The following is a 24,169-nucleotide window of genomic DNA, read 5'->3' on the forward strand; positions in this document are numbered from 1 at the left end:
ACCCACCCCCCGACCCCGGCCCCCATTGACCCGATCACCGTAGCGGCAGGAAATCACCTCATCGCGACAATCGGTGATAATCACCCGAAGGGGTCACGTGGGTCACACCCACCAGGCCATGGCCGATGGTCTGATCGCCCCGTCAACGGGCCCAGTCGATTGATGAGCAGCCGAATCCTCGGCCTGTCTCCGCAGTAGGTGACATCTTGCCCGCCCCGGTCTTCTGTTGCAGCGGGTGGCATCGTGGCCGGCTTGCCTCAGCTGGCAGGCCGCCGGTGACCCCGTTCGGGCTGGATGGGGGCGGCGATAGACCCGCCCGAGGAACTGCATCGCGGCGAGCACGAGCCCATCGTCTTGCTGTCAGAGGTCACGCAAATCCCCACGATCTCATCTTCGAACGGCCAATCAGGCCATCGGCGGCGGCCCCGCCTCGATGCGGCGAAGTACTGGCGGCAGCCGGTCCAGGTCGGGTCCGGTCTGGACCTGTCGCTCGTCCCACCACGTGGCGCCGGCGTCGTACAGCGGACCGATCACGTCCTTCGCCTTCGCCACGGCCGGAGGTGTGGCGCCGCCGAGCACGAACTCGAAGGGACGCTCGGCCCCGGCTGTGCGGTGCTTGCGTACATAGCCGACCAGATCCCGCACCTCTGCCGCATCCGGTACGTGACCATGCGGGGCTGTCTCGAAGAGCGGCACCGCGCCGTCCCACCGGGCCGCCCGCCGCATGGGCCGGCGACGCGGCCAGTACCCGCCGATCCACACCGGCGGACGGGGCCGCTGTACGGTGGCGGGCAGCAGTGTCACGTCCCGGACCTCGTAGTGCCGGCCGTGGTGGTTCACCGGCTCGCCGGACCAGAAGCGCCTCAACAGCTCCAGGCCCTCGTCCAGCCGCTCGGCCAGGAGGCGCGGCTCGGCGGCGTCGCCGAAGCTGCGGTATTCGTCCTTGATCGGACCACCCAAGCCGGCAGCGAAGATCACCCGGCCACCGCTGAGGTGGTCCAGGGTGGCCACCTGGCGGGCGAGTTGCTGTGGGTGGTAACGGGGGACCGGCGTCAGCAGGGTACCCAGTCGGATCCGGGAGGTCGCCAGCGCGGCCGCGGTCAGCAGCATCCAGGGGTCTGCGAACGGACGCCTCTGGTGTTGTCGATGCAGGACGTGGTCCCAGACGAACAACCCGTCCCAGCCGGCCTGTTCGGCGGCAGCCGCGACGATCGCGACGTTGCGGGGGTCGGCGAAATCACCGAAGTTGGGGATGTTGATGGAGAAGCGCATCCCAGCAGGATGCGCGGCTGGCCTCGGAGGGGCAATACGGCCCGTGGCGAACTGGTCATGTCGATGCGCCTGCGCTACAGCGGAACCGCCAGGACCCCTTCCAGGGTCCACAGGTCGGCCTCGAACCCGTTGGCCTGGGCACCTCGTTCCAACGCGGCCCGAACCTCTTCGACCTGGATGTAATCCAGCAAGCGGTGTCAATCCTCGACGTCGGGTTTCTCCACAGCTACCAGTGTCACGGTCCCGTCGTCTGCGACCAACCAGCCGGGGTTGTGGCACACCTCCCAGCGGTGGCCGTCGGGGTCGGCGAAGTAGCCGTGGTAGCCGCCGAACGCCGCGCGCTGCGCCTCTTTGAGGACAGTCGCTCCCGCCGCACTGGCCTGCCGCATTGCCTCGTCGACTTCGCAGGGCGAGCCGAGGTTCTGGGCGAGGGTGAAAGGAGTGCCGCCTGTTGCCGGATGTCCGATGTCGGTGCCGAGGTCAGCCAGAGGGAACAGTGCCAGGGCCAGCCCGTTGCCGATCTGGTAGAAGACGACCTCTTCCATGTCAAGCAGCGGTGTCCAGCCCAGGCCCTGGCTGTAGAACTGACGGCTCACCTTCACGTCCTGGACACCCAAGGTCACCAGGTTCACCTGTTGGTTCATGAATACCCCATGCGCCGTAGCGGATCGCTGTCCGGGTGCAACGCTACCTCCATGACCACAGGGCGGGCTGGGTCTGCTCGTAGGCGTGGCCGACCCGCAGGAGCGCGGGTTCACCGAGGGGCCGCCCGAGCAGCTGCATGCCGATGGGCATGCCTGCCGTGTCATGGCCGACCGGAACGGTCAGGGCGGGCACTCCGGTGATGTTGGCGGGGGCGCAGAGGCGCACGTAGGCGTCGGAGACGCTCTCGGTCGTGCCGTCGGGCCAGGTGACCGTCTCCTCGTCGGCCCCGGCCGCGGGCATCGGGACGCTCGGGGCGGCGATCACGTCGACCTCCTCCAGCATCCGTGCCCACTCGGCGCGCATGAGCGTGCGGGAGCGTTGAGCGCGCATGTAGTCACCCGCGCTCATCAACTCGCTTGCCTCCAGGAGGATGCGGACGTCTTCCTGGTACAGCTCGGGGACCGTGCGCAGGCTGCCTTCGTGGTAGGCGCCGGCCTCCGGGACCATCAGGCCCCACTGGGTGGCCTGGATGTAGCGGGTCATCGGGATGTCGACCTCGACGAGCCGTGCGCCCAGGGCTTCCAGCTGCTCGATGGCGTGCCGGACGGCGGTCGCCACCTGCGGGTGGACGTTGTCGAAGTAAAAGGTGCGCGGCAGGCCGATGCGCAGCCCCGTCAGGTCCGTGCCGGCACCGGGCCGGTAGTCCGTGGCGGGCACGGACAGCGAGGCGGGGTCGCGCGGATCGTGTCCGGCCAGCGCGGTCAGGACCAGGGCCGCGTCCTCGACGGTGCGGGTGATCGGGCCGACGTGGTCCAGCGACCAGGACAGGGAGGTGACGCCGTGACGGGGGACGAGACCGTAGGTCGGTTTGAGGCCGACGACCCCGTTGAGCGCGGCGGGCACCCGGATCGACCCGCCGGTGTCGGTGCCCAGGGCGAAGGTCGCGGTGCCCGACGCGACGGCGACCGCGGAGCCGCCGCTGGAGCCACCGGCGACCCGGCCGTGGTCCCAGGCGTTGCGGGTCTGCGGGGTGGTCAGGCCGAAGGCGAATTCGTGGGTGTGGGTCTTGCCGAGCAGGATCGCGCCGGCCGCGCTCAGGCGCGCGGCGACCGTGCTGTCCGCCGTCGCGCGGTGGTCGGCGCGGACCCGGGAGCTGGCCGTGGTGGCCATCCCGCGGACATCGATCAGGTCCTTGAGCCCCATCGGGATGCCGTGCAGCGGTCCCCGGTAGTGGCCTTGCGCCACTTCGTGTTCGGCTTCGGCCGCCGCCCGGCGCGCCTGCTCCGCGGTGACCGTGACGTAGGCGCCGAGGTGCGGATCCGCCTTCTCGATGCGATCGAGGACGGAGTCGACCAGTTCGACGGGGGACAGTCGCCGGGTACGAATCGCGTCCGCGGCGGCGGCGAGGGACAGCTCATACGGCCGCATCGTGCTTCTCCTCTCCGGCGCGGTAGGCGGCGGCGGGCGGGACGTCGGCGAAGTCCAGCTCGCGGAGGACGGAGACGACGCTGTGGATGTGGTTGGCGACCGCGGCGACCGCGGCGTGGCGCTCGGCAGGTAGCGCAAGTCCGGCGCGGGCGGCCCAGCGGGCGGCCTCCGGCGGTGTGAGTTCGACGGCGGACATGGATGTTCTCCCTTTCGGTGGGGCTTGGAGCATCGGAGTGGCCGAGGCTCCTAAAGGCCAAGGGTTTGCTTGAGGTGACTGCGGGCGCCGCGTCTGCTCGATGGCCGTGGGGGCGGTCGGGCGGGGCCGGTCGCGTGGTCAGGCCGCGGTGGCCGGGATCTCACTGCCGTGCTCGGCAAGCAGCCGGTAACGGCCGTTCTCCCGGCGGACGGTGCCGGCCGTGGGCTGCGGGAAGTGGGTGCCCAGGAGCAGTGCACCGGTGTCCGCCAGGGCGTCGAGCAGCCGGGAGCGGGTGCGGACGGCCTGCGCGGGGTCGATGTCGACACAGCTGTTCACGTGGGGGTGGGACAGCTGCACGGGGTGGTGGATGCTGTCGCCGGTGATCAGCGCGCGGCGGTCGCTGCCGCGCAGTTCCACGGCGACCTGCCCGGGGGTGTGGCCCGGGGCAGGGATCAGGATGACGCCCGGCGCCACCTCGTGCCCCTGCTCGGGCACGTCCACGAGGTCGTACTGTCCGGCGGCGCGGACCGGGGTGACGGAGTCGCGGAACATCTGGGTGCGGGCCTCCTCCAGGTCGGTGGCGGCCCAGTGGTCCCATTCGGTGCGGCTGGTGAGGTAGCGGGCGTTGGGGAAGGTGGGGACCCAGTCCTCACCGGCGAGGCGGGTGTTCCAGCCGACGTGGTCGGTGTGCAGGTGGGTGGTGATCACCAGGTCCACGGACTCGGGCGGGAAGCCGGCCGCCGCCAGGCGCTGCGGGAAGTCGGTGTCGAGACCGTTCCAGGCGGGGTTGGCGCGCGGCTTGTCGTTGCCGATTCCGGTGTCGACGACGATCCGCAGCCCGCCCGCCTCCACCGCGAAGCTGTGGCTCGCCAGGCGGGGGACGTCGGCGTCGGCGAAGTCGGGGCGCAGCCACGATGCCTCGTCCAGCACCTCCTTGGTGGCGTCCGGCAGCAGCCAGGGTCCGGTCTGGCGCGGTAGTTCGATCTCGTCGACGCGGCGTACGGTGATGTCGCCGAGGCTCCATCCCGTGCTGGTGGAGAAAGTGGCCTGACGGGGCGTGGCGGTGCTCATCGGTGGAACCTTTCGGATGGGGCGGGGCCGGGCGGTGCGGTGCGGGAAGGCAGGACTCGGTCAGCCGGTGTTCGGCCGCCGCACCGCGCGGGCGAGGCCGGTCAGGGCCAGCAGGATGACCGTCATGGCGTAGAGCGAGACGGCCCTCTGCAGGCCGTACAGGTTGGTCAGCAGACCGGCGAGGACCGCGGGGACGCTCATGGCCAGGTAGCTGAGGACGTAGTAGGCGGCGAGCGTGCCGGCGCGTTCGTCCGGGGCGGCCGGGGACAGCAGCAGGCGCAGGGCGCCTTGGGTGATGGCGCCGAAGCCGATGCCCGCCAGGGTGGTGCCGGCGAACAGGGCGAGCAGGCTGTGCAGGTGGGGCCCGCTCAGGGTCAGCAGGGCCCCCGGGATCAGGACCGCGGTGCCGGCGGAGCTCGCGGTGCGGGCGGGCAGTCGCCGCGAGGCGTGGACGGCGAGGCCGGCGGCGGCCGTCAGGGTGAAGAAGACCAGGCCGCCGGTGGCCCGGGACGTGTGCGGGGCGGTGAGCCGGGCGAGCGAGGGACCGAGGGAGGAGTAGAAGCCGCCCAGTGCCCAGGCGGCGACGACGCCGGGGGCGAGAAGTCTCATGGCCGGGCGGGAGGCCGGGGCGACGGCGATGCCGGGACGCAGGGAGCGCCACGCGCCGGGGTGGGGGTGTGCGGTCTCGGTGGTGAGGAGCACTGCGGCCGCCTGCGCGGCGAACAGCAGGAGCAGCAGGAGGTAGACGGTGCGGGTGGGAGCCGGGGCGTACTGCACGAGGGCAGTGGCCGCCAGCACGCCGGCCGCCATGCCGGCCACGGGGGTGATGCCGTTGGCGAGCGTCGCCCGTCCGGGGCGGTCGGGGTCCTCGAAGTCGAGCAGGGCGGCTCCGGCGGCGCTGGTGGCCACGCCGGTGGCCAGGCCCTGAAGGATCCGGGCGGCTATCAGCGCCGTCACGCCCTGAGCGGTGGCGAAGACGGCCATCGCGGCGGCCTCCACGAGCAGCGCACCGGTGAGGACCGGGCGCCGGCCCAGGTGGTCCGAGAGCGTGCCCGCCGTCAGCAGTGCCCCGAGCAGGGTGAGCGCGTAGGCGCTGAACACGACGGTGAGCGTCATCGCCGAGAAGTGCCATTCGGCCTGGTAGAGGGTGTAGAGAGGGGTCGGCGCGCTTGAGGCGGCCAACAGGGCGACGAGGACGGAGGCGTGGAGGGGGAAGGCGCTGCGGCGGCCCAGCACGGGCAGGCGGCGGGGAGGGGACGGCGGGGCTAAGACGCTGAGCATGGAGTACCTCTCATGCCTAAAGGCAAACGTTTTGCTTTAGGCAGAGTAGGCCCTACGCGAGTCAAAACGCAAACATTTAGCTTTTAGGTTCGGAGGGGGCGGGCCTCTGGCCGAGCGCCGTCGCCACGAGGCGGTCGGTGTAGGCCTCCGACAGCTCGGAGGGTCGGAACAGGATGCGATACATCAGGGGGGCGACGACCATGTCCAGCAGGGTCTCCACATCGGGCACGGCCTCCCCGCGCCCGGCCGCGCGCACACCGATGGCCTTCAACTGCTCGACGGCGTAATCGGAGCAGCGAACCGCATTGCCCTGCTCGGGGTCGCCCAGGAGGGCGTCGCGGATGTACGTGTGGCCCGCCGTCGAGGACATCTCCTCCGCGAACTGCACCGCCCACGCCTCCAGGTCCGCCCGCAGGCTGCCGTGGTCGGCCGGCGCCCCATCGGGGCGCAACCGCTCGACGGCCACGTCGGACAGCAGTTCCCGCAGGTCTCCCCAGCGCCGGTAGACGGTGGACGGCGTCACTCCCGCGCGGGCGGCGATCAGCGGCACGGTGAGCGCGTCCCGCCCCACCTCCGCCTCCAGATCGCGGACGGCCTGATGGACGGACTGCTGGACGCGGGCGCTGCGCCCGCCGGGGCGTGTGGTCGCTCGGGCACTCATGCCCACAGCTTAATGCGAAGAAGTTGCGTCTGGGTCGACCAGGCCACGGGGCTCTGTTCGTCACGGAACCTCGCAGCGCCACACGCCCCGCCGGCACGGCGCCGCGCCGGACCGGTCGCCACGCAGCGGCGGTCTTCAGCCCGGACGGCGGCGGCCGTCAGGGGTGTTCGGCGGCGAACGGGCCCTCGTCGACGAAGCGGCGCAGCTGGCGTGCGAAGGCCTGGGCCTCCGCCTGGGGCCAAGTGGCGAGTGAGGACTCGATGCCGGCCGCCAGTCGCTCGCGGGTGACCGACACGATGTCGTGCCCTTGCCCGGTGAGTGCGAGGAGGGTCGCGCGGCCGTCGGTCGGGTCGGGCTGACGCTGGAGCAGGCCGGCCTGCTCCAGTCGGTCGGCGCGGCGGGTCACGGTGGTGCGGTCCAGTCCGATCTCGCGGCCGAGGTCGGCGGCGCTGCGTGCCCCGGTCCGGGCCAGGCCGCTGAGGAGCGGGTAAGTGAGGTCGTCGACCGCTTCCCCCAGCCCCTCGGTCAGCTGGTGGTAGAGGCGTGCGCGGGTGCTCCGCCGCAGGAGCAGGCCCAGTGCGTCGGCGATGTCGTGTCCCGTCGAGTTCTTCACACCTCCAGATTAGCGTGCGCAGCGCACGCTTTTGCTGTACGGTCATAAGCGTGCTCCAGGCACGCATCTCTCGTCGACGTACGGCGGGCCATTCCCGCACCCAACCGAAGGAATCCTCATGAATCCCACTGACATCCGCGCCGCCATCACCGACCTGCTCCTCACCCCCGGGCTCGACCTCGACGAGGCCGCCGACCGGCACTTCGCCCCCGACTACCGCCAGCGCACCGACGGACGCTGGGACGACCGCACCGAGTTCCTCGCCCACATCGCCCACCTGCGCACGGTCGTCGCCGGCGGCTCGGTCGAGGTCCACGACGAGCTCTCGTCCGGCGACCACTACGCCGACCGCCACACGATGGAGGTCATCAAGACCGACGGCTCCACCGTCCGCATGGAGGTCTACCTCTTCGCCGAGTTCGCCCCCGACGGCCGCTTCCGCCGCATCGAGGAGACCACCCTCATGCTCGAAGGCGCCGACGCCGACCGGAACCTCGGCAGCGCCCGCTGAGCCACATCGCCATCGCCCACCTGACGCCACGAGGCCGCCCCGGTCCGCATGGGCGCACCATCCCGTCATGGCGCATCATCCAAAAAGTGAGCGGAAGCGGTTGTCGTGCCAGACGCGCTCATCGCCGGGGCCGGCCCGGTCACCGTCGGGGCGGTGCACCCTTCATGCTGGCGCTCTGCCAGTCCGTCACCGAGCAGCTCCTGGAGGAGCACGCGGTCGCCGCGGGCACCCGAGTGCTGCGCGGGCAGGAGGCCGTCTACCTCACCCAGGGGCCGGACGCCGTCGAGACGGTGATCCGGGACGGCGGCACCCACCGGACCGTGCGAGCCCGCTGGGTGGTGGGCTGTGACGGCACCCGCAGCGAGGTGCGCCAAGCGGCCGGCATCGACGCGGTAGCGGCCACGGGGGCCGACGGAATGCGTGTGACGTCGTGGCGATTGCCGCCGGTCAGCTCGAGGGTCAGAGGGGTTCCCCGGCGGTCTGTGATCATGTGGCGCATCGAGTCGGGCCGGGCGCGGTCGACCGGGCTCCGCCCCGTTTGGCGCAGCCGGTCCCACACCCCGGTGCCAGTCCCCCAGCCGGCGCCGGCAGGTCATGCCCGAGCCGAGCTCCTGCGACAGCCACTCCCAATGAATCCCCGTGCAGCACGGACAGGGCCCTGCAGGCATCCCGTTCGTCGAGCGGTGGACGGCCGAGCTCGCGAAGCCGTTGCTGCCCCGACCGGCAGCAACGGCTCGACCCGGCCCCGCGGGCCGTCCGGCACAAGCCACGGCGGTTCCTTTCCCCGCGACCTCCTCAGTGAGCGGCGATGGAGCGGACATGGGTGCCTCCTCCTCGCTGCCTGGCACATGGCCGTGGGCTGCTAGGTTGCAGCCAGGCGAACGTGTGTACGGGGGTAGTGCTGTGATCGGGCTGGGAGCAATAGCGGGGATCGCACTGGTGGAGCTCGGCATGGTGCTGACGCCGGGGCCGAACATGATCTACTTGGTCTCGCGCTCGATCGCCCAGGGCCGCAGGGCGGGGCTGATCTCGCTGGCCGGGGTCGCCCTCGGCTTCCTGATCTACCTCTTCGCGGTGTCCGCCGGGATCGCCACCGTCTTCGCGCTGGTACCGGAGATCTATCTGGCCATCAAGCTGGCCGGAGCGGGCTACCTGCTCTGGCTGGCCTGGAAGGCCGTCCGGCCGGGCGGCCGATCCGCTTTTGCGACGGAGGAGTTGGCGCAGGACGGGTCACGCAAGCTCTTCCTGATGGGCTTCCTCACCTGCCTGCTCAATCCCAAGGTGGCCATCCTCTACATCTCGCTGCTGCCGCAGTTCGTCGACCCGGAGCGCGGCCATGTGGGCCTGCAGGGGGTGCTGTTGGGCCTGACCCAGATTGCGGTGGGCGTCGCGGGCAATGCGTTCTTCATCGTAACGGCCGGCTCCGTCGCCGGGTTCTTCGGCCGGCACCCGCTCTGGCAGCGCCTGCACCGCTATGTGATGGGCACCGCACTGGCGGGCTTCGCCGTCAGGATCGCCACCGAGCGAACGGGCGCGGCGGTCCCCCTGCGCTGAGTCGCCGGTCGACGCGGCAATACATGTCGGCACTGTGCCCCCCCCGCGCTCGGGGCCCTCATCGACGCCCACGGGCGAGTGCGCCACCGTGCACGGCCGCGACCACGACGGAGCACGTAACGTCCTCTCCGGCCGGGTCAGAGGAGCGTGCCGAGAGGACCGAGGTCGAGGTTGAGGTCGTCCAACGTCAGCCCGTACTGCTCGCAGAGTTCGGTCATCCGGTCATGCAGGATCATCAGGGTGAGGCCGAGCCGTTCCTCCTGCTCTTCGGTGAGGTCTCCTTCGTCGACGCGGTGGAGCGCCTGGCGTTCCATGAGCTGGCGCAGGAGTTCGACGATGGTCAGCACCAGGCGGACGAGGTCCCGTTCGACCGTGTCGGGATCGGTGTGCAGGCGTTCGGCGGCGGTGCGGCGGGCCGTGCCGAGTGGGGGAGGGAGCTCGTCGGGGTGGGCCGGGGCCACCGACAGGGCGCAGGCCGCCGCCCGGGCGACCTCTTGCAGGCGGTCGGGGCGGGGCGGGTCACCATGGTTCGGCATGGTTGTCACCGCCCTCGACCGGTGGATGCGCGTTACCCGGTACCACGACTCCCCACTGCTCTTCGGTCTGTTCGCGGATGGCGACCACCACGGCGCGCAGAGATATGCGCACCAAGTCGATGTCGGCGATCGACAGGACGAGATCGCCGGTGAGGACGACACCACCACTCAGCAGACGGTCGAGGAGGTCGATCAAGGCCACCTGCCGTTGTGCCAGCGGACGGTCCTCGTCCGCGTAGGGGGCCGTCACGGGGGTGCTCCCTCCCGCGCACGGGGGTCGGCGAAGGAGTAGGGGGCCCAGGGGCCGGTGATGTCCACGCGGACGCCCGAGGAGCCCTCGGCGGCACGGAGGACGCGGCGACGGAACTCCTCGGCCAGGTCGTGGGGGACGAGGTAGGCGTCGTTGGCGACGTTCTCGCCGGGCGCCTGGGCCAGGCGGCCCTGCTGCGGGCGGTGGCGGGCGCGTTCGGCTGCCAGGTCACGGGTCTCGGCGTCGATCCGGCGGACCACTTCCTCCGCCAGCCGCCAGGCGTCCCGGCGTGTCTGGTGTTGATGGCGGCGTTGGCGCAGGTAGGCGCGGCCCGCATCGGGTGCGTCAGGCGGTGCGGCGGCCGGTGGGGGCGGCGCGGCGGCCGCGTCCACGTAGACCTTCACACCCCATTCCGCGTGACCGGACAGCCGGGCGAGCGAGGCGGCGAACACCGGATGTCCCTCGTGCAGCATCTCCGCGACGCGCGTGTCGTCGAGGTACACGGTGGCGAGACGGAGTGGCAGGACGGTGGTGTGGGCGGCGAGCGACTCGACGACCAAGTGGTGCGCACGGGCCGTCGGCTCCAGCCAATCGAGGTCCTCCAGGTGTGCGGTGAGCGCTGACTGGGAGAAGTCGGCCTCCGGGACGGCGCTGACCGCCGCCGCCACCTCGCCGGAGCGAACGAGGGTGACGGGGTTGCCCGCCACGCCATGTACACCCGCCAGCGCGGTGCGTTCCAGGGACGAGGAGAACGGCACCACGGCATAGGCGTAGCTGAGGTTGCCGGGCATCGCTCCTCCTTCTCGCCGTCCCGTCAGCCGCGGTCCTCTTCATCGCCGGGCCGCCGCCTTCCGCGGGCGGGCTCGGCGCCGCGGGCGCGCCCCGTGGTGCGTGAGCGTTCCGTCTCGCGGGAGCGCACCGGGGCGTGGGACCGCTCGGTGTCGGTGCGCCGCGGGCGGTTGGCTTCTTCCAACCGGCCCTCGGCCAGGCCCTTTGGCGCTTCGGTCAGGTCCCTCGTCGAGGACTGGGCGGCCTTCTGCCGCAACGACCGCACCTCGGCCCGCAGACGCTCGTTCTGCTCTTCGAGCTCGCGCCGGTCGCCGGCACGGGACGACAAGGCGGGGTCGTGTTCCCACCAGTCGATGCCGATCTCCTTCGCCTTGTCCACGGAGGCGACCAGCAGCCGGAGCTTGATGGTGAGCAGCTCGATGTCGAGCAGGTTGATCTTGATGTCGCCGACGATGACGATTCCCTTGTCCAGGACACGCTCCAGGATGTCGGCGAGGTTCGCGCTGCTGCCCTGCTGCCCGTATGCGGAGAGCGAGCGGGCCGGGCCGGCGGAGGGGAGAACGGGTTCGGTCATGGCGGGTTCGACCTCCTCCTCGGCCTCGGGTCGTCTCCGGTCATCGTTCGGGGGTCACCGCCTGGAGCGGCGGGGCTCCTCGCCGCGTGATGCCGTGCCCTCGGGTTCCTCCTCGTCCTCCCATGCCCTGTCCTCGGCGTACCGGGTGTCACCTTCGTCCTCGTACAGCTCCTCGTCCTCGTACGGCTCCTCGGCCTCACCCACGCGCCCGCGCTCGCGTCGCCCCTCGTCCCGGTCGTCCTCGTCGTAGAGGCCCTCTTCCGAGTCCTCGTACTCCGCGTACTCGGGATCGCCGGGGCGCACCTCTTCGTCCTCTTCCCGCTCCCGCTCCCGGCCCCTTTCCCGATCGCCGGCGTCCCCCGCCTGGGCTTCGTCCTCGGGCTCGGCGACCACCTCGCCGTCGCGGATCTCCCCACGCCATCCGCCGGTGGCCTCGCCCCGAACGGTCAGGAACGCACGGTAGAGCTTGAGATCGAGCCGGGCACGGCGGCCCTGGGCCCGCATCAGCGCACCGGTCTTCTCGACCAGCCCCTGGGGGAAGTACTGCATCACCAGCAGCACCTTGGTCAGGTTCTTGTCGAGCGCGTGGAAGGTGACCACGCCCTTGGTGGTTCCCTTGGCGCCCTCGGACGTCCACGCGATGCGTTCGTCGGGCACCATCTCGGTGACCGTGCCCTGCCAGTGGCGGTTCGCCTTGGCGATCTTGACGTGCCACTGGGACGTCGTTTCGTCCTCCCGCTCCACGTTCACCACGCCCTTGGCGAAGCGACCGAAGTCCTGGAACTGCGTCCACTGGTCGTACGCCTCGCGCACAGGGACGCCGACCTCCACGTCCTCGATTACTGTCAGGCTCTTGCCGCCGGCCGGCCCACCCGACCGCTTCTGGTCACGCCGCTTGCCGGTGGCCTCCTTGACCTTCGCCCACAGCACGTCCTTGGCGTGCGAGGCGGCGGCGGAGAGCACGGCCGCGCTGGGAGAGGCCCCGGCCTTCAACTTTTCGCCGCCCTTCGCGACGGCGTTGGCCAGCTCGTGCGGCCCCATGTGGGCCTCGCCGAGGCGGGTCGCCGATTCCTCCACGCGGTGCACCATCTCCTGCAGGACACGCTCAAGCCGCGCCTCGACGTAGGCTTCGGCCTCCTCCACCAGCCGGTTCGCGCCCGGATTGGCCTGTACCCGCTCCCGCAGGCCGCCGGCCACCTCGGCGCCGCGCTCCGTCGCCCTGCGCTCAGCCATCGTCCGACCTCCTCGTCCTGTGGGCGCCGCCGGAGGAACGGCCACGAGCCGAGCCGTGAGCGCTCTCCTCGTGCGTCTCCTCCTGGTGCTTGGCCTCCTGCTGGCCGGACGTCCCACCGGACCGGGACGTGCGGTGGGCGGAAGCCGCGGTCCCGCCCCGGGAATGCGAAGAGGTCCCGTGCCCGGACCCGCGTGCCGCGGGAGCCTTCTTCTCCTTCTCCTTCTCCCCGCTCTCGCTCGTGACGGCCGCCTTCTCCCGCATGCCGGTGGTCCGCTCGTGCAGGGAATCGGCCAAGTGCTCGGCCTTGGCCGTCAGAACGGACGTCGCCGCGGCCTTGCCCGCGGACAGCAGCTCCTTGCGCACCTGATCGTTGACGTTGCTGAGGAAGGGGGACTGGGCGAGGGTCTTGCCGAGCTGTCCGGGTTTGATGCGGGAGCCTGCCAGCAGGGTGCCGAGCCCGATCGCGAGTTTCGCCTTCTTGGTACGCCCCAGCACGTACCCCCCAAGAACAGCAGCGCCCATCTTGGCGTTGTTCATCGTCTCCGCCTTCCCGTCAGATGCCGTGCGGGGGTCATGGCTGCCGTGCCGCCATCAGCCGTGCCAGCAGGGCGTCCTCCCGCTGCCTGAACTCCTCCTCCTCGATGCGGCCCTCCTCGCGCGCCCGCTCCAGGGAGGCGAGTTCCTCCTGAACGGCCGTCGGGTCGTTGAGTTCCTGCTCCGCCGCGAGGCGGATTTTGTCCACCACCCATCCGACGCCCCTCACCGGAGCGAGCGGCAGTGTCAGAATCTCCATGACCAGTCCCACGGCTGCTCCTCTCGGATTGTTCAGGCGAAGCTGTACGGGGGCAGGGGGCCGCGCACGCGCAGCTCGGCCAGCTCGCCGTACTGTTCGGCGAGTTCGGTACCGGCCTGTGAGAACTCCTCGGCCTTGTCGTCGTCGACGAGGAACGAGGCGTTGAGGAAGTACTGCTGTGACGGCGGCGAGAGCTGTTCGGAGCGGGTGAGCGGGCGCAGCGCCTCGACGATCTCAGCCGCCAGGGACTCCTGCCGCGCCTGTACCTCCTCGGCGACGAGCTGGCCGAGGGCCAGCCGGTCCTCGTAGGCGCCGCCGCCGTCGCGCGTGGCCTCGTTGAGCCTGCGAGCCTGCTCGGAGCCGGCCAGAACCTCGCGCAGCAGCGCCTCCTCGTTCTGGACGGCCTTGACGTTGAACTCCACCCGCCCGGACAGCTCCTCGAGGGCACGGCTGAACTCCTCGCCGCGCTCCTGCAGCACCGCGAGCACGGTGTCCTCGTCGGGAGCGACGAAGCCGAAGCTCAAGGGGAGCGTAGTGCCCTCGGCCCACAGACGTCCCTGGACGGTGTGATGGGCCTCCAGGTCGCGCCGCCCCGCCGCGAGGTCTTCGGGGGCATCGCTCACCACTGCGCGCAATGAACCGTCACCGATGGTGTAGAGCCTCGCCGGCGGTTCGCCGACGCCGCCTACGTCGTCGAAGCGCAGGGGGTGGGACTCCGAGGTGATGGCGTAGACGTAGACCGGCATCGCTCATTCCTCCCTCGGCCGTGACGAGCGGCGGGGCTTGCGCTCCGCTTCTCCGCGGTGAGCGGCTTCGCGCGGGGCCCGCTCACGTTCCGCGTCCTCGTCGTCACCCTTGTGCAGCGAGTCCGTGATGGCCTCGACCGCGCCCGTCAGCACCCCCTTGCTCTTGCTCCTGGCACCCCCTTCGACGGCTCCCTGCACCATGTCGGGAAGCTGCGCCGGGGCCTTTCGGCCGGACTCGAGGTCGAGCCGGTTGCACGCCTCGGCGAAGCGGAGGTAGGTGTCGACGCTGGCCACGACGACGCGGGCGTCCACTTTGAGTATTTCGATGCCCACGAGGGAGACACGGGCGAAGACGTCGATCACCAAGCCGCGGTCAAGGACCAGATCCAGTACGTCATAGAGGTTCCCCGACCGGCCGCCGCCTCCGACCGGCAGCCCACCGCCCTGCGGAGTGACAGTCATGATCTCTTCCCTTCACGACGTCACGTCGTGACGCGGTTGTACCGCGACGAAGGCCACGGCTACCGGTCGCGGTCGTCCCTGTCCGTCTGGGCCCGCGTGTAGCGGTGCCCACGTTCGTAGGCCAGGAGCTGGCCGGCCGGGTCCAGAACGACCTCGTAGCTGGCCATCACACTGGTCGTCTCGGGAATCCGCTCCACCTCCACCACCTCGATCCGAGCCTCCCAGCCGTTCTCGGTGGGTTTGAGCGCGGAGACGGACTCCGGCGGGCGCCCCAGCAGCTCGGTCAGCTGCTCGGCCGCGCTGCGCAGCGCTTCCGTCGCGGACACGCGGTCCCTCGGGGCTCCGTGCTCGCGCGGGGTCTTGGCAGCCTTCGGCTCACGGTCGTTCGTGATCTTCACTTCCTCACGCTTTCAATCGCAATTATCCCTCCCATCCCCTGAGTGGGGAAGCCGTAAATGCGGGCCGAACGGTATTACGCTATTTAATTGGGCGCGGGCTTCCCAGGCACCGCACCACGGGTGGAAGTGAGTCCCATGGAAATATCGGGCATCCTCAGCGCGCTGGTGATCGGACTGGTCATCGGCCTGCTCGGTCGGCTGGTGCTCCCGGGACGCCAGCATGTCCCCGTATGGCTGATGATCCTCATCGGCATCGCCGCGGCTCTCGCCGGAACCGCGATCGCGCGGGCACTGCACGTGTCGGTCACGGGCGGCATCGACTGGATCGAGTGGCTGATCCAGATCGCCCTCGCGGCAATAGGTGTTGGGGTCGTCGACAGGGCGAAAGCCCGCCACCATTGATGGCGTCGTACACAATCTCCGTCGTACACGCTTCCCAACGGGAGTGGGTGACGGTGCGCGGCCTTGCCGGCAGTCCAATTTTTCTCCGCTTACCTCAAGGGTGTGCCTGCGGCGCGCCGGACGGTCTGAGCACACCGGCCGGCCTACGGTGTGGCGGCCGGCCCCACGGAATGATGCGTCATGGAGTCGGCCCGCCGGCGGAGCCGAACGCTCTTTGGGCCTCGTCGCCGCGGCCTGATCAAGCGCTGCAGCGGAATAGCCGGATCGTCGCACTGCGGGGGATGCGGTAGAGCGCGTTCGGACGCAGTGGCCCTTCGGGCGCGGTCGGATCGTCGAAGTCGCCGGCCGGATCCCGGGTCATGCCGATTCGGCGCATCACCGCCTGTGAGCGGAGGTTGTCGGCCGTTGTCACGGCGAGGATCTCGGGAAGGTCAAGCGAGTCGAAGCCGTACGCCAGGACTGTCAGCGCGGCCTCGGTGGCGTAGCCCTGGCCCCAGGCCGAGCGGGCGAGCCGCCAGCCGATCTCCACTCCAGTGAACGGCATACCGTCATCCACCTGGTCCAAGCCCGCGAAGCCGATGAACTCACCCGTGGCCTGCACCTCGACCGCCCACCACCCGTAACCTCGCTGGTCGAATTCGGTCTGGAACCGTGCCACGGAGGCATCGCTCTGATCGCGGGTAAGCAGGTCGCCCAAGTGCTCCCGAACCTCAGGATCGGCATTCATCGCCGCCCAGGGTTCAAGGTCAGAGGCACGCCATCGACGGAGGGTGAGGCGATCGGTGCGTAGTTCAGTCATGCTGCCCAGCCAACGTGAGCTATGGCCCCGAGGCAATCCCTTTCCTCAGGTTGACGTCGCCACGCGGAAAGAGATGCACGGCTTGTTCCCAGGCTGAACCAAGCGACCACTGAACCGGCGAACCCATGCGGTCACCGTGCTACGTAGGCCGTGTCCGGTAGGTGATCGGGACATTTGTCCGTCTCACCTTGTGACCTGGGGTTCCGTCACTGGTGGGAGGCTCAGCGTGATCGGTCATGACGGTGGTCCGACGGGACAGCCGCCCAGGCGCCCCGGAATGTCGGGTCCATCGGATGCGTCCGGCGTATGTCGTCAAGCGAACGTTCGCCGACAGGGCGAGTCGGTCAGCGGACGGATGGAGGACCGGTCAGCGGCTTGGGGGAGTGGATTGTCGCCCGGCCCGGGCGGGGTTGGGCGGCGGCGGACGGCTGAACCTCAGCTGTCGCCGATGAGTGTTCCTGCGATCCGCTGTGCGGGTCCCCGGGCGGAAAGCAGGGGGGTAGGCGTCCGGGGCCTGGAGCTCCTCGTTGCTTTCGCCGAGGTGCCGGCGCGGCGGTGCAAGGCCGGCGTCCGTGAGGGAGCCGGGCAGGCTACGAGGACTTCGGCGGAGCCGAGCCCTGTCCGGCCGGAGCAGGGAAGTCCGGGGCCGACGGTCTCAGGCTCTTCCCCGTCGCGGTCACCCGTGTGCAGATCCCGACCGGGGGAAGCACGCCTCCAGCTACGCCGACGTCACGGGCGGCACCCTGTGCGATTCCCGCGTGTTCTACCGGGACCGGGGTCATGTACGCGGGCCGGCACGCCCGGACGGCACGGGGTCCGCATCCGAGCCGGGTCCCCGCTTCGTCGGAAGCGGGTGCGCGCCCGGGCGTCAGGCGGGTTTGGTGAAGGTCACCAGCTGCTCTTGGTCACGCCGGGGAGTTCGCCCGCGTGGGCCATCTCGCGCATACGGATGCGGGAGAGACCGAAGGCGCGCAGGTGGCCGCGGGGGCGGCCGTCGACGGAGTCGCGGTTGCGCACGCGTGTGGCGCTGGCGTCGCGCGGTTGACGGCGCAGCTCCCGCTGGGCGGCGGCGCGCTCGTCGTCGGTGGCGTCGGCGGAGGCGGCGATGGCCTTGAGTTCGGCGCGGCGCTCGGCGTAGCGCGCGACGATCGCGCGCCGCTGCTCGTTTTTGGCGATCTTGCTCTTCTTCGCCATCAGATCTTTCCTCCTCGGGCGCGGATGCGGGCCACCGCGGCCTCGATGCCGATCGTGTCGACGGTCTTGATGCCCTTGGTGCTGAGCGTGAGCCGGACGTGCCGGCCCTCGCTGGGCAGCCAGTAGCGCTTGCGCTGGATGTTGGGGTCGAACCGGCGCTTGGTGCGGCGGTGCGAGTGGGAGATGGTGTTGCCGAAGCCCGGTTGCCGACCGGTGAGTTGGCAGTAGGCGGACATGGCTCCTCCTGTGAGTGTCGTGGTTGCGGCGGTGACCACCGTACCAGCTTGATGAAAATGAAAACCATTTGTGTATAGTGAGGTCATGGCCCGTAACGAACTGCGCCCGATCATCAAGCTGAGGTCCACCGCCGGAACCGGCTACACCTATGTGACCCGCAAGAACCGCCGTAACAACCCCGACCGGCTGACCCTCCGCAAGTACGACCCCGTCGCCGGCCGCCACGTCGACTTCCGCGAGGAGCGCTGACCCATGAAGCCCGGAATCCACCCCACGTACCAGCCGGTCGTCTTTCGTGACCGAGCCGCCGGCTTCGCCTTCCTCACCCGCTCCACGGCCACCAGCGACAAGACGATCGACTGGGAGGACGGCCACACCTACCCCGTGATCGACGTCGAGATCTCCTCGGAAAGCCACCCCTTCTACACCGGCACTCAGCGGGTCCTGGACACCGCGGGCCGCGTCGAGCGCTTCGAACGGCGTTACGGGCGCGGAGAGAGGAACGCATGAGCGGCGGCCAGGCGCGATTGCCCGTAGCAGTCATCGCCGGACTGCATGCCGATGCCCGCCGGAGCGCCGTAGAGGAGATCCTGCGAACCGTTGCCGGCACCGTCGTCCTCCATCACGACCTGTCGGCCGCGACCGACAGCGCCGTGCACCGCACCGCACGAGACGCCGGCGGCCTCCTCTCCAGCGGCGACACGCCCCTGGTGAACGACTGCGCGTGCTGCGCCCTGCGCGATGACCTCGTCCCCGAACTGCTGCGGCTCGCCGATACCGGAACGTACCGGCTCGCCGTCGTGGAACTGTGGGACTCGGTCGAACCCCAGGCCATGGTCACGGTCATCGCGGCAGAGGAAGCCCTGGAGCTGATGGGGGTGGCCACGGCGGTCGACCCGGCGCTCGTCCTGGCTTGCCTGGCCAACGGCGACGACCTCGCCGATGCCGGCCTGAGCGCCGCCCCGACCGACCAGCGCACGATCGGTGACACCTTCGCCCGGCAGATCGAGTACCCCACCGTGCTCGCCCTCGCCGAAAGCGACGAGCCCTCGCACGACAGCGACTTCGCGCTGCTCGCCCAACTCACCCCCGCCGCACGGCATGTGAAGCTGGGCGAGGGCGCGTTCGCCGAGGTCATGCTGGCCGGCTTCGACCTTCATGCCGCCGCGGCACGACAGCATCCCTCGTGCGCGCTGCTGCCCCAGGACGCCGACGAACACGGTGTGAGCACCCTGGTGTGGCAGCGCGACCGGCCCTTCCACCCCGGGCGGCTGTACGCGGCACTGGAGGACCTGACCTGCGCCGCCGCCCGCGGCCGGGGCCGGTTCTGGCTCGCGGACCGTCCCGACACGCTGCTGTCCTGGGACGCCGCCGGCGGTGCGCTGTGCGTGGAGTCCGCCGGCCCCTGGCTGGCCGCACTACCGGACGCCGCCTGGGAGATGGTGCCCGCCGAGCGCCGCGTCGCCGCCTCCCTGGACTGGCACCCGGACCACGGTGACCGCTGCCAGTACCTCACCTTCACCTCACCCGGCCTCGACCGCGACGGTCTGCTGAACCTGCTCGACTCCTGCCTGCTCACCGACGCCGAATACGAGGCCGGACCGGAGGCGTGGAAGGACCTCTCCCACGCCTTCGATGAACTGCTCGACCCGGTCGCCTGAACGCCCGCGGACCCCTTGACCGTAAGGAAGGACCCCCACCATGTCCCCTCGCATCAATCCCCGGCGCAAGCCGGCCAAGCGCAACCGCTCCAACCCTCTGGAGGCCGCGGGCATCACGTATGTCGACTACAAGGACACCGACCTGCTGCGGAAGTTCATTTCCGACCGCGGCAAGATCCGCAGCGGCCGTGTCACCCATGTGACGAGCCGGCAGCAGCGGCAGATCGCCCGAGCCATCAAGAACGCCCGGGAGATGGCCCTGATCCCTTACGGCTCCCGATAGGAACGAATGTGCCCATCGCGATGCTGCGGGCGCGCAGAACCGCCCACACGTTCGTGGCGGCGATCGCACGGCAGACGCCACGGCGGAAAGGTGGTCGGGCGGGCGTTGGTGATGATCGCGGCGAGGAACGGAACCATCAGGATTCCACTCCTCCGGCTCACGACAGGTGGCTGGTCAGCGCCACTTGTTCCGACACAGGGCGTGGTGGACCACGGAACGGATGACGACGATGAGAGCCAGGACGCCGGGATAGCCGTAGTGCCAGGTGGGCTCTTCGCCGACGTCGCCCCCGCCATCAGCCGGTAGGCGCGCTCAGCCCTGGATGGGGCGTTCTGGGCGAGTCCAGAGGGCGAGGTCGCTGCTGGTGGCGACTGCCAGGGTGCGACCGGCCGGCGAGAAGCCGGCAGCGCGAAGTTCCGAGTACTGGGAGTGGAAGGTGTGCCACCAGGTGCCTCCCGCCGGTCCTTTGTTCGCTCCGCCGTCGACGGAGAGGATGAGCGGTACGTTGTCCCGATGACCTCACCGCTGGGGGAGCCCGAACCGTCGCCGTCCCAGCCACAGCGGTCGGGATGTCGTCGGCCCGGCGGCGCTGTCGTGGAGCCGTCGACGTCCAGGCTCAGTGACCACAAACCTGCCTATGTGACAACTACCGTGCGTCGGCTGAGGTTCGGGAAGTCAGGGGCGGCCTCTGCTCGGTGATGCGCCGGAAGGCCGGCTCCTATCGCCTGATCAGGGGAGGACCCGAACCGATCGAGGGCCCCCGATGTGGGACCGTGCCCCGTCAGGGGGCACGTCCGTGACGCGGGTGACGCAGTCCGCGTTGAGGTAGATGCGCACCGTCTTGTTCGTCTCGTTGACGATCTCATCTGCCCGGGCCTGGAGGTTGATGCAGACGTTGTCCGGCGGGCTGTCGATCCGGAACTCCCGTTGGTTGACGTCGAAGTACCGGATTGTTCCCGTGGCGGCCTGCGCGCTGGTGGCAAGGCCAGTGATCAGCGTTGCTGCAGTGCCGGATGCCAGGCCGATCCTGATCAGGCGGGCGAGTGCGGGCATGAGAGAGGTCCCCCTTCCTGCTCGGGCGCCGATTCTCAACGAGTCGACGTCCCAAGGAAAGGATTCCCTCGAATGGGGTCATTTTGGAATGACTTGATTTAAGGTCACCCGAAAGGGTGAATAAGTCACGCAACTCTCGGTGTATAGGAGCTACGACGTAAGCGCGGCGAAGATGCTGTCCACACGCATCGCCTCCTGGGGCCGGTCGGGGCCGAGGAAGCCGGCGGTGCCTGAAGCGGTGGTGCCGGTGGCATCGCCCACGCGGCGCTGGGGTAGACGTCCTAGCGGGCGCCGTCCGCGACGAGCTGGGTGACCTCCTCGGTGTGGTCGTCCATGAACATCCCCGATTTTCGCGGTGTGGGGCCCCGGCCGTCAGCGTAGTAAGAGCATGCGGCCGGGGCGGAGAACGTGGCGGTCGGGGCAGCCGATCCGGTGACCGAGCTCGGTCAGCGCCACGGCGTTGGCGCTCAGCCGATAGCAGGGCGCGTTCGCCCCCTCCCGCTCGCCAGGGCTGCCAGGAGGCCGTCGGTGGTACGCAGGCGCTCGATGTCACGGACCAGGACCGCGGGGCGGGTGAAGTCGGTCGCCGTTGCGGAGCCGTCCAGGGCCTGGGTCAGGCCCGGGACGGGCCGGCAGAGGACGGGCAGACCACAGGCTTGTGCTTCGAGGGCGACCAGGCTCATGGCCTCGAGCGTGGTCGACGGCATGACCAGCACGTCGTGACCTGCGAAGGCGCGCCACAGCTGAAGTCGGCGCAGCCAGCTGATATAGCGGGGGGTCACCCGCGAGCGGCGTACGGCGGGTGCGAGAGCGTGGAACTGGTCGGCCGGGGCAGCGATGTCCCCACGTACCCAGCGGCGGACGCCTGCCGTGCCCGTATCCCACCCGGCTCGGTCAACGCGGCACCACCTGTGGCCCCGGCGCCATATCCTACGTACGCCACGTGGAAGCCGCGCGGCAGCGCCGCATCGGTTGAGGCCCACGCTCACCCGACCGGATGGCCTCCCGGAGGTGCTCGCTGTGACTGAGCGCGATAGTTGGCCGGCAGGGTAGCGGGTGGATCATCGTGATCAGGTGCTTCTCCGTAATCCGCCTCCCCCACCCTGACCCGCTCACCGAGCCGGTCCGTGACCGCCGCCCTACGCTCGGGGCATGAGACGCCGCCCGATGCACATGTCTGACGAGGCTCTGGACACCCTGCGTACCGCGCTGGTGGAACTTCGGACGGAACTGAAGGTCCCCCTTGCCTTCCCCAAGCGCGTACTCAAAGCGGCCGACAAGGCCGCGGCCGAGCCGAACCTGCCCGACAAGGACGCCAGGCACCTGCCGTTCTTCACGATCGACCCGCCGACCTCGAAGGACCTCGACCAGGCCATGCACCTGGAGCGGCGGCCCGGCGGCGGCTACCGCGTGTACTACGCGATCGCGGACGTGGCGGCGTTCGTCAGGCCCGGCAGCCCGCTGGACGTCGAGGCGCACGACCGGATCGAGACGCTGTACTTCCCCGACCTCAAGGTGCCCCTGCACCCACCCGTCCTCTCCGAGGGCGCGGCCAGCCTGCTGCCGAACCAGGACCGACCCGCCCTGCTGTGGCAGCACGACCTCGACGCCTACGGCAACCTGACCGACTCGTCCGTGAGCCGGGCCATGGTCCGCAGCCAGACCCAGTACGACTACGCGGCCGCCCAGCAGGCCATCGAGAACGGCACGGCTGAGGAGTCCCTCGCCCTGCTGCGTGAGATCGGCAAGCTGCGGGAGGCCGTCGAGATCGCGCGCGGCGGCATCTCGGTGAACCTGCCGGACCAGGAGGTCACCCCCGAAGACGGATCGTTCCGGCTGAGTTATGTGGCGACGCTTCCGGTGGAGGGCTGGAACGAGCAGGTCTCCCTCATGACCGGCATGTCCGCGGCCCAGATCATGCTCGACACCGGTACCGGGATCCTGCGGACCCAGAAGGAGCAGGCCGATCAGAACGTGATCAAGCGCCTGCACGACATCGCGAAGGCCCTGGGAATCGTCTGGCGGCCCGGTATCTCGTACGCGACGCTGGCCCGCAAGCTCGATCCCGACCAGCAGACCCACATGGCCTTCCTCAGCGAGGCCACCAGCACGATGCTCAAGGCGGAGTACACCGTCTTCCGCGACAACCAGAAGCCGGCGTACACCATGCACGCGGCGATCGCGGCCCCGTACACCCATTGCACGGCTCCGCTGCGGCGCCTGGTCGATCGGTACACCGGTGAGCTGTGCGTGGCGGCGTGCTCGGACAAGGCCCCGCCGAGCTGGGTGCTCGACGCCCTGTACTGCATCCCGTGCGACACGGCACGGGGAAAGAGCGGCCTGGCGGACCGGCAGACCGTGGACCTGGCCGAGGCCGCGGTGCTCATGCACCGCGTGGGCGAGGTGTTCGACGCCGCGGTTGTCGACACCGACGCCGAGCGGGGCAAGCCGCGCGAGGGCAAGGTGTTCCTGGCCGACCCCGCCGTGCTGGCCAAGGTCGAGTCGACCAACGGCCTGGACCTCCAGCTCGGATCCAGCGTCAGGGCCACGCTCAAACGGGCGGACCCCTCCGCGGACGGGGACAAGGTCCTCTTCACCGTGCCCTAGCCAAGCGGTCTTGAGTAAGTCGGCTGTGGTTGTCAGGGCCGTGGCTCGTCGTGTCATCGCGTAGTCGACGACGGTGTGGAGTTCCTGGGTGCTGGTGTAGGAGCGGACGGGCATGTCCTGGTATTTGACCGAGCGCCACACGCATTCGATGCGGTTCAGCTCCTCAGAGGACCTGGGAGGGAGGTAGAGCAGGGGGTCCGGGAGAACCCGGATTCGTCCAGGTAGGACAGGTCTTCCGTACCCGCTTCGGCCCTCAGCCGCAGTGCCGCAGGCCCTCCAGCCGTTCCCACACGGCAGCATGGAGGTCCGGGTCGGCCTTGTGTCGGAGGCTGTCGCGGGTACGTTTCCAGCGGAAGCCGTCGCGGTGCAGCAGGACTGACAGCCGCGAGGAGTCGAGGTCCACATCACGCTCACGCCGCAACCACTTGGTCAGTGCCGGCAGCAGGTGACCCCCTCTGCCGCGGAGACATCCAGCATTCCTTCCAGCGCGTCCAGGTCCTCGTACGTCCAGCGTGGCGGACGCCCCGCACGCGGTGCATCCGCCAAGGCCGGCAGGCCACCATTGAGAAACCGGTGCAGTGCCTTGCGCACGGTGACGACATGCCGGTCGGTGATCGAGTCGATCTCAGCTGCCGTCCAGCCCTGCGCCGACAGACGCACACACTCCAGCCGCCTGCGCTCGTTCAGCGTCAGGTCCCGGACCCTTAACCGCCGCACCAGCTCGGCTTCTTGCTTCGAGGAGAGCTCCACCCACAACGGTCCCGCCATGCCAACCCCCTCCCAGCATCACAGAAAACCAAACCACATCACACATCACACATCACCAAGACCGCTTTAGGACCCGTCGTCCAAACCTGGCGACGCGCTGATCCGGCATGATGCCCGACTTCACCCCTCGTGGAACCAGTCCGCGCGTGTC

34 protein-coding genes and 1 pseudogene are annotated in these 24,169 nt (G+C 69.9%); 9 read left to right on the forward strand and 26 right to left on the reverse strand.

The window, feature by feature from the left end; translation table 11 throughout:
* Positions 1–405: 405 nt before the first annotated feature.
* The 8 genes from AC07BS_RS02820 to AC07BS_RS02855 form a co-directional block, all read right to left on the reverse strand.
* Positions 406–1,272 (reverse strand): LLM class flavin-dependent oxidoreductase, encoded by an 867-nt coding sequence (locus AC07BS_RS02820; RefSeq protein ID WP_478929692.1) that lies wholly within the window; start codon positions 1,270–1,272, stop codon positions 406–408.
* Positions 1,273–1,469: 197 nt separating this feature from the next.
* Positions 1,470–1,916 carry a VOC family protein gene (locus AC07BS_RS02825; RefSeq protein WP_478929694.1) on the reverse strand — a complete coding sequence of 149 codons (447 nt, stop codon included), beginning with the start codon at positions 1,914–1,916 and terminating at the stop codon, positions 1,470–1,472.
* A gap of 43 nt (positions 1,917–1,959) precedes the next feature.
* The gene (locus AC07BS_RS02830; protein ID WP_478929695.1) at positions 1,960–3,345 is read right to left on the reverse strand and encodes an amidase; all 1,386 of its coding nucleotides are present in this window, start codon (positions 3,343–3,345) and stop codon (positions 1,960–1,962) included.
* A complete protein-coding gene (locus AC07BS_RS02835; RefSeq protein WP_478929697.1) occupies positions 3,332–3,541 on the reverse strand; it encodes a hypothetical protein in 210 nt (69 codons plus the stop codon). Before AC07BS_RS02835 ends, AC07BS_RS02830 begins: the two co-directional genes overlap by 14 nt.
* A 138-nt stretch (positions 3,542–3,679) precedes the next feature.
* Positions 3,680–4,612: an MBL fold metallo-hydrolase gene (locus AC07BS_RS02840; protein WP_478929699.1), complete on the reverse strand. Its 933-nt coding sequence runs from the start codon at positions 4,610–4,612 to the stop codon at positions 3,680–3,682.
* A 60-nt stretch (positions 4,613–4,672) separates the two neighbouring features.
* A complete protein-coding gene (locus AC07BS_RS02845) occupies positions 4,673–5,893 on the reverse strand; it encodes an MFS transporter (protein WP_478929700.1) in 1,221 nt (406 codons plus the stop codon).
* Positions 5,894–5,969: 76 nt separating this feature from the next.
* A complete protein-coding gene (locus AC07BS_RS02850) occupies positions 5,970–6,554 on the reverse strand; it encodes a TetR/AcrR family transcriptional regulator (protein WP_478929702.1) in 585 nt (194 codons plus the stop codon).
* Positions 6,555–6,711: 157 nt separating this feature from the next.
* Complete coding sequence (locus AC07BS_RS02855; protein ID WP_478929704.1) at positions 6,712–7,167, reverse strand: MarR family winged helix-turn-helix transcriptional regulator; 456 nt, start codon at positions 7,165–7,167, stop codon at positions 6,712–6,714.
* A gap of 118 nt (positions 7,168–7,285) precedes the next feature.
* On the opposite strand from AC07BS_RS02855, the gene AC07BS_RS02860 reads away from it, so the two are divergent.
* From AC07BS_RS02860 to AC07BS_RS02870, 3 genes are all read left to right on the forward strand, one after another.
* Positions 7,286–7,678, forward strand: coding sequence for a nuclear transport factor 2 family protein (locus AC07BS_RS02860; protein ID WP_478929706.1), 393 nt, complete (start codon positions 7,286–7,288; stop codon positions 7,676–7,678).
* A 164-nt stretch (positions 7,679–7,842) separates the two neighbouring features.
* A complete protein-coding gene (locus tag AC07BS_RS02865) occupies positions 7,843–8,544 on the forward strand; it encodes an FAD-dependent monooxygenase (RefSeq protein ID WP_478929707.1) in 702 nt (233 codons plus the stop codon).
* Positions 8,545–8,581: 37 nt separating this feature from the next.
* Positions 8,582–9,232 carry a LysE family translocator gene (locus tag AC07BS_RS02870; protein ID WP_478929709.1) on the forward strand — a complete coding sequence of 217 codons (651 nt, stop codon included), beginning with the start codon at positions 8,582–8,584 and terminating at the stop codon, positions 9,230–9,232.
* 137 nt (positions 9,233–9,369) lie between these two features.
* On the opposite strand, the gene AC07BS_RS02875 is transcribed toward AC07BS_RS02870, so the two are convergent.
* The 10 genes from AC07BS_RS02875 to AC07BS_RS02920 are packed head-to-tail and all read right to left on the reverse strand — an operon-like array spanning position 9,370 to position 15,008.
* Positions 9,370–9,768, reverse strand: coding sequence for a gas vesicle protein K (locus AC07BS_RS02875; protein ID WP_478638198.1), 399 nt, complete (start codon positions 9,766–9,768; stop codon positions 9,370–9,372).
* The gene (locus AC07BS_RS02880; protein WP_478638195.1) at positions 9,752–10,018 is read right to left on the reverse strand and encodes a gas vesicle protein; all 267 of its coding nucleotides are present in this window, start codon (positions 10,016–10,018) and stop codon (positions 9,752–9,754) included. The genes AC07BS_RS02875 and AC07BS_RS02880 overlap by 17 nt, the downstream gene beginning before the upstream one ends.
* On the reverse strand, positions 10,015–10,809 hold the full coding sequence (locus tag AC07BS_RS02885; protein WP_478638192.1) for a GvpL/GvpF family gas vesicle protein: 795 nt from the start codon (positions 10,807–10,809) through the stop codon (positions 10,015–10,017). The genes AC07BS_RS02880 and AC07BS_RS02885 overlap by 4 nt, the downstream gene beginning before the upstream one ends.
* 23 nt (positions 10,810–10,832) lie before the next feature.
* Positions 10,833–11,381 (reverse strand): gas vesicle protein, encoded by a 549-nt coding sequence (locus tag AC07BS_RS02890; RefSeq protein ID WP_478638191.1) that lies wholly within the window; start codon positions 11,379–11,381, stop codon positions 10,833–10,835.
* 54 nt (positions 11,382–11,435) lie between these two features.
* A complete protein-coding gene (locus tag AC07BS_RS02895) occupies positions 11,436–12,614 on the reverse strand; it encodes an SRPBCC family protein (RefSeq protein WP_478929712.1) in 1,179 nt (392 codons plus the stop codon).
* Positions 12,607–13,152 carry an ABC transporter substrate-binding protein gene (locus AC07BS_RS02900; RefSeq protein ID WP_478929714.1) on the reverse strand — a complete coding sequence of 182 codons (546 nt, stop codon included), beginning with the start codon at positions 13,150–13,152 and terminating at the stop codon, positions 12,607–12,609. Before AC07BS_RS02900 ends, AC07BS_RS02895 begins: the two co-directional genes overlap by 8 nt.
* Positions 13,153–13,186: 34 nt before the next feature.
* Complete coding sequence (locus tag AC07BS_RS02905; RefSeq protein ID WP_478638186.1) at positions 13,187–13,408, reverse strand: gas vesicle protein GvpG; 222 nt, start codon at positions 13,406–13,408, stop codon at positions 13,187–13,189.
* Between the two features lie 32 nt (positions 13,409–13,440).
* Positions 13,441–14,154: a GvpL/GvpF family gas vesicle protein gene (locus AC07BS_RS02910; RefSeq protein ID WP_478638184.1), complete on the reverse strand. Its 714-nt coding sequence runs from the start codon at positions 14,152–14,154 to the stop codon at positions 13,441–13,443.
* Between the two features lie 3 nt (positions 14,155–14,157).
* On the reverse strand, positions 14,158–14,616 hold the full coding sequence (locus tag AC07BS_RS02915) for a gas vesicle structural protein GvpA (RefSeq protein WP_478638182.1): 459 nt from the start codon (positions 14,614–14,616) through the stop codon (positions 14,158–14,160).
* Positions 14,617–14,675: 59 nt separating this feature from the next.
* A complete protein-coding gene (locus AC07BS_RS02920) occupies positions 14,676–15,008 on the reverse strand; it encodes a gas vesicle protein GvpO (protein ID WP_478930057.1) in 333 nt (110 codons plus the stop codon).
* Positions 15,009–15,149: 141 nt separating this feature from the next.
* On the opposite strand from AC07BS_RS02920, the gene AC07BS_RS02925 reads away from it, so the two are divergent.
* Positions 15,150–15,416 carry a GlsB/YeaQ/YmgE family stress response membrane protein gene (locus AC07BS_RS02925; RefSeq protein ID WP_478638177.1) on the forward strand — a complete coding sequence of 89 codons (267 nt, stop codon included), beginning with the start codon at positions 15,150–15,152 and terminating at the stop codon, positions 15,414–15,416.
* Positions 15,417–15,654: 238 nt separating this feature from the next.
* Here the strand turns inward: AC07BS_RS02925 and AC07BS_RS02930 are convergent, their stop codons facing one another.
* From AC07BS_RS02930 to rpmB, 3 genes are all read right to left on the reverse strand, one after another.
* Positions 15,655–16,215: a GNAT family N-acetyltransferase gene (locus AC07BS_RS02930; protein ID WP_478929716.1), complete on the reverse strand. Its 561-nt coding sequence runs from the start codon at positions 16,213–16,215 to the stop codon at positions 15,655–15,657.
* An 888-nt stretch (positions 16,216–17,103) separates the two neighbouring features.
* A complete protein-coding gene (gene rpsN / locus AC07BS_RS02935; RefSeq protein ID WP_478638172.1) occupies positions 17,104–17,409 on the reverse strand; it encodes a 30S ribosomal protein S14 in 306 nt (101 codons plus the stop codon).
* Entirely contained in the window at positions 17,409–17,645 is a 237-nt protein-coding gene (rpmB, locus tag AC07BS_RS02940) for a 50S ribosomal protein L28 (protein ID WP_478638171.1), read from the reverse strand. The genes rpsN and rpmB overlap by 1 nt, the downstream gene beginning before the upstream one ends.
* An 85-nt stretch (positions 17,646–17,730) precedes the next feature.
* Between rpmB and rpmG the strand changes: the two genes are divergently transcribed.
* The 4 genes from rpmG to rpsR are packed head-to-tail and all read left to right on the forward strand — an operon-like array spanning position 17,731 to position 19,590.
* The gene (gene rpmG, locus AC07BS_RS02945; RefSeq protein WP_014150502.1) at positions 17,731–17,895 is read left to right on the forward strand and encodes a 50S ribosomal protein L33; all 165 of its coding nucleotides are present in this window, start codon (positions 17,731–17,733) and stop codon (positions 17,893–17,895) included.
* A gap of 3 nt (positions 17,896–17,898) precedes the next feature.
* Entirely contained in the window at positions 17,899–18,156 is a 258-nt protein-coding gene (locus AC07BS_RS02950) for a type B 50S ribosomal protein L31 (protein WP_478929719.1), read from the forward strand.
* Positions 18,153–19,307, forward strand: coding sequence for a GTP-binding protein (locus AC07BS_RS02955; RefSeq protein WP_478929721.1), 1,155 nt, complete (start codon positions 18,153–18,155; stop codon positions 19,305–19,307). The genes AC07BS_RS02950 and AC07BS_RS02955 overlap by 4 nt, the downstream gene beginning before the upstream one ends.
* A 40-nt stretch (positions 19,308–19,347) precedes the next feature.
* Positions 19,348–19,590: a 30S ribosomal protein S18 gene (gene rpsR / locus AC07BS_RS02960; protein WP_478638162.1), complete on the forward strand. Its 243-nt coding sequence runs from the start codon at positions 19,348–19,350 to the stop codon at positions 19,588–19,590.
* A gap of 312 nt (positions 19,591–19,902) precedes the next feature.
* Here the strand turns inward: rpsR and AC07BS_RS02965 are convergent.
* The 3 genes and pseudogenes from AC07BS_RS02965 to AC07BS_RS02975 all read right to left on the reverse strand — a co-directional run.
* Positions 19,903–20,088: pseudogene (locus AC07BS_RS02965) on the reverse strand (hypothetical protein); the annotation flags it as partial.
* Between the two features lie 231 nt (positions 20,089–20,319).
* Positions 20,320–20,643, reverse strand: coding sequence for a hypothetical protein (locus AC07BS_RS02970; RefSeq protein ID WP_478929722.1), 324 nt, complete (start codon positions 20,641–20,643; stop codon positions 20,320–20,322).
* Positions 20,644–21,110: 467 nt separating this feature from the next.
* Complete coding sequence (locus AC07BS_RS02975) at positions 21,111–21,425, reverse strand: glycosyltransferase family 4 protein (RefSeq protein WP_478929724.1); 315 nt, start codon at positions 21,423–21,425, stop codon at positions 21,111–21,113.
* A 370-nt stretch (positions 21,426–21,795) separates the two neighbouring features.
* Between AC07BS_RS02975 and AC07BS_RS02980 the strand changes: the two genes are divergently transcribed.
* Complete coding sequence (locus AC07BS_RS02980) at positions 21,796–23,250, forward strand: RNB domain-containing ribonuclease (protein ID WP_478929726.1); 1,455 nt, start codon at positions 21,796–21,798, stop codon at positions 23,248–23,250.
* A 253-nt stretch (positions 23,251–23,503) separates the two neighbouring features.
* Here the strand turns inward: AC07BS_RS02980 and AC07BS_RS02985 are convergent, their stop codons facing one another.
* Together AC07BS_RS02985 and AC07BS_RS02990 are read right to left on the reverse strand one after the other, a co-directional pair.
* The gene (locus AC07BS_RS02985) at positions 23,504–23,653 is read right to left on the reverse strand and encodes a winged helix-turn-helix domain-containing protein (RefSeq protein ID WP_478929728.1); all 150 of its coding nucleotides are present in this window, start codon (positions 23,651–23,653) and stop codon (positions 23,504–23,506) included.
* 26 nt (positions 23,654–23,679) lie between these two features.
* Positions 23,680–24,018, reverse strand: a complete 339-nt coding sequence (locus AC07BS_RS02990; protein ID WP_478638154.1) for a helix-turn-helix domain-containing protein — start codon at positions 24,016–24,018, stop codon at positions 23,680–23,682.
* Positions 24,019–24,169: the final 151 nt, after the last annotated feature.

Source organism: Streptomyces sp. NPDC044063, assembly GCF_056434285.1.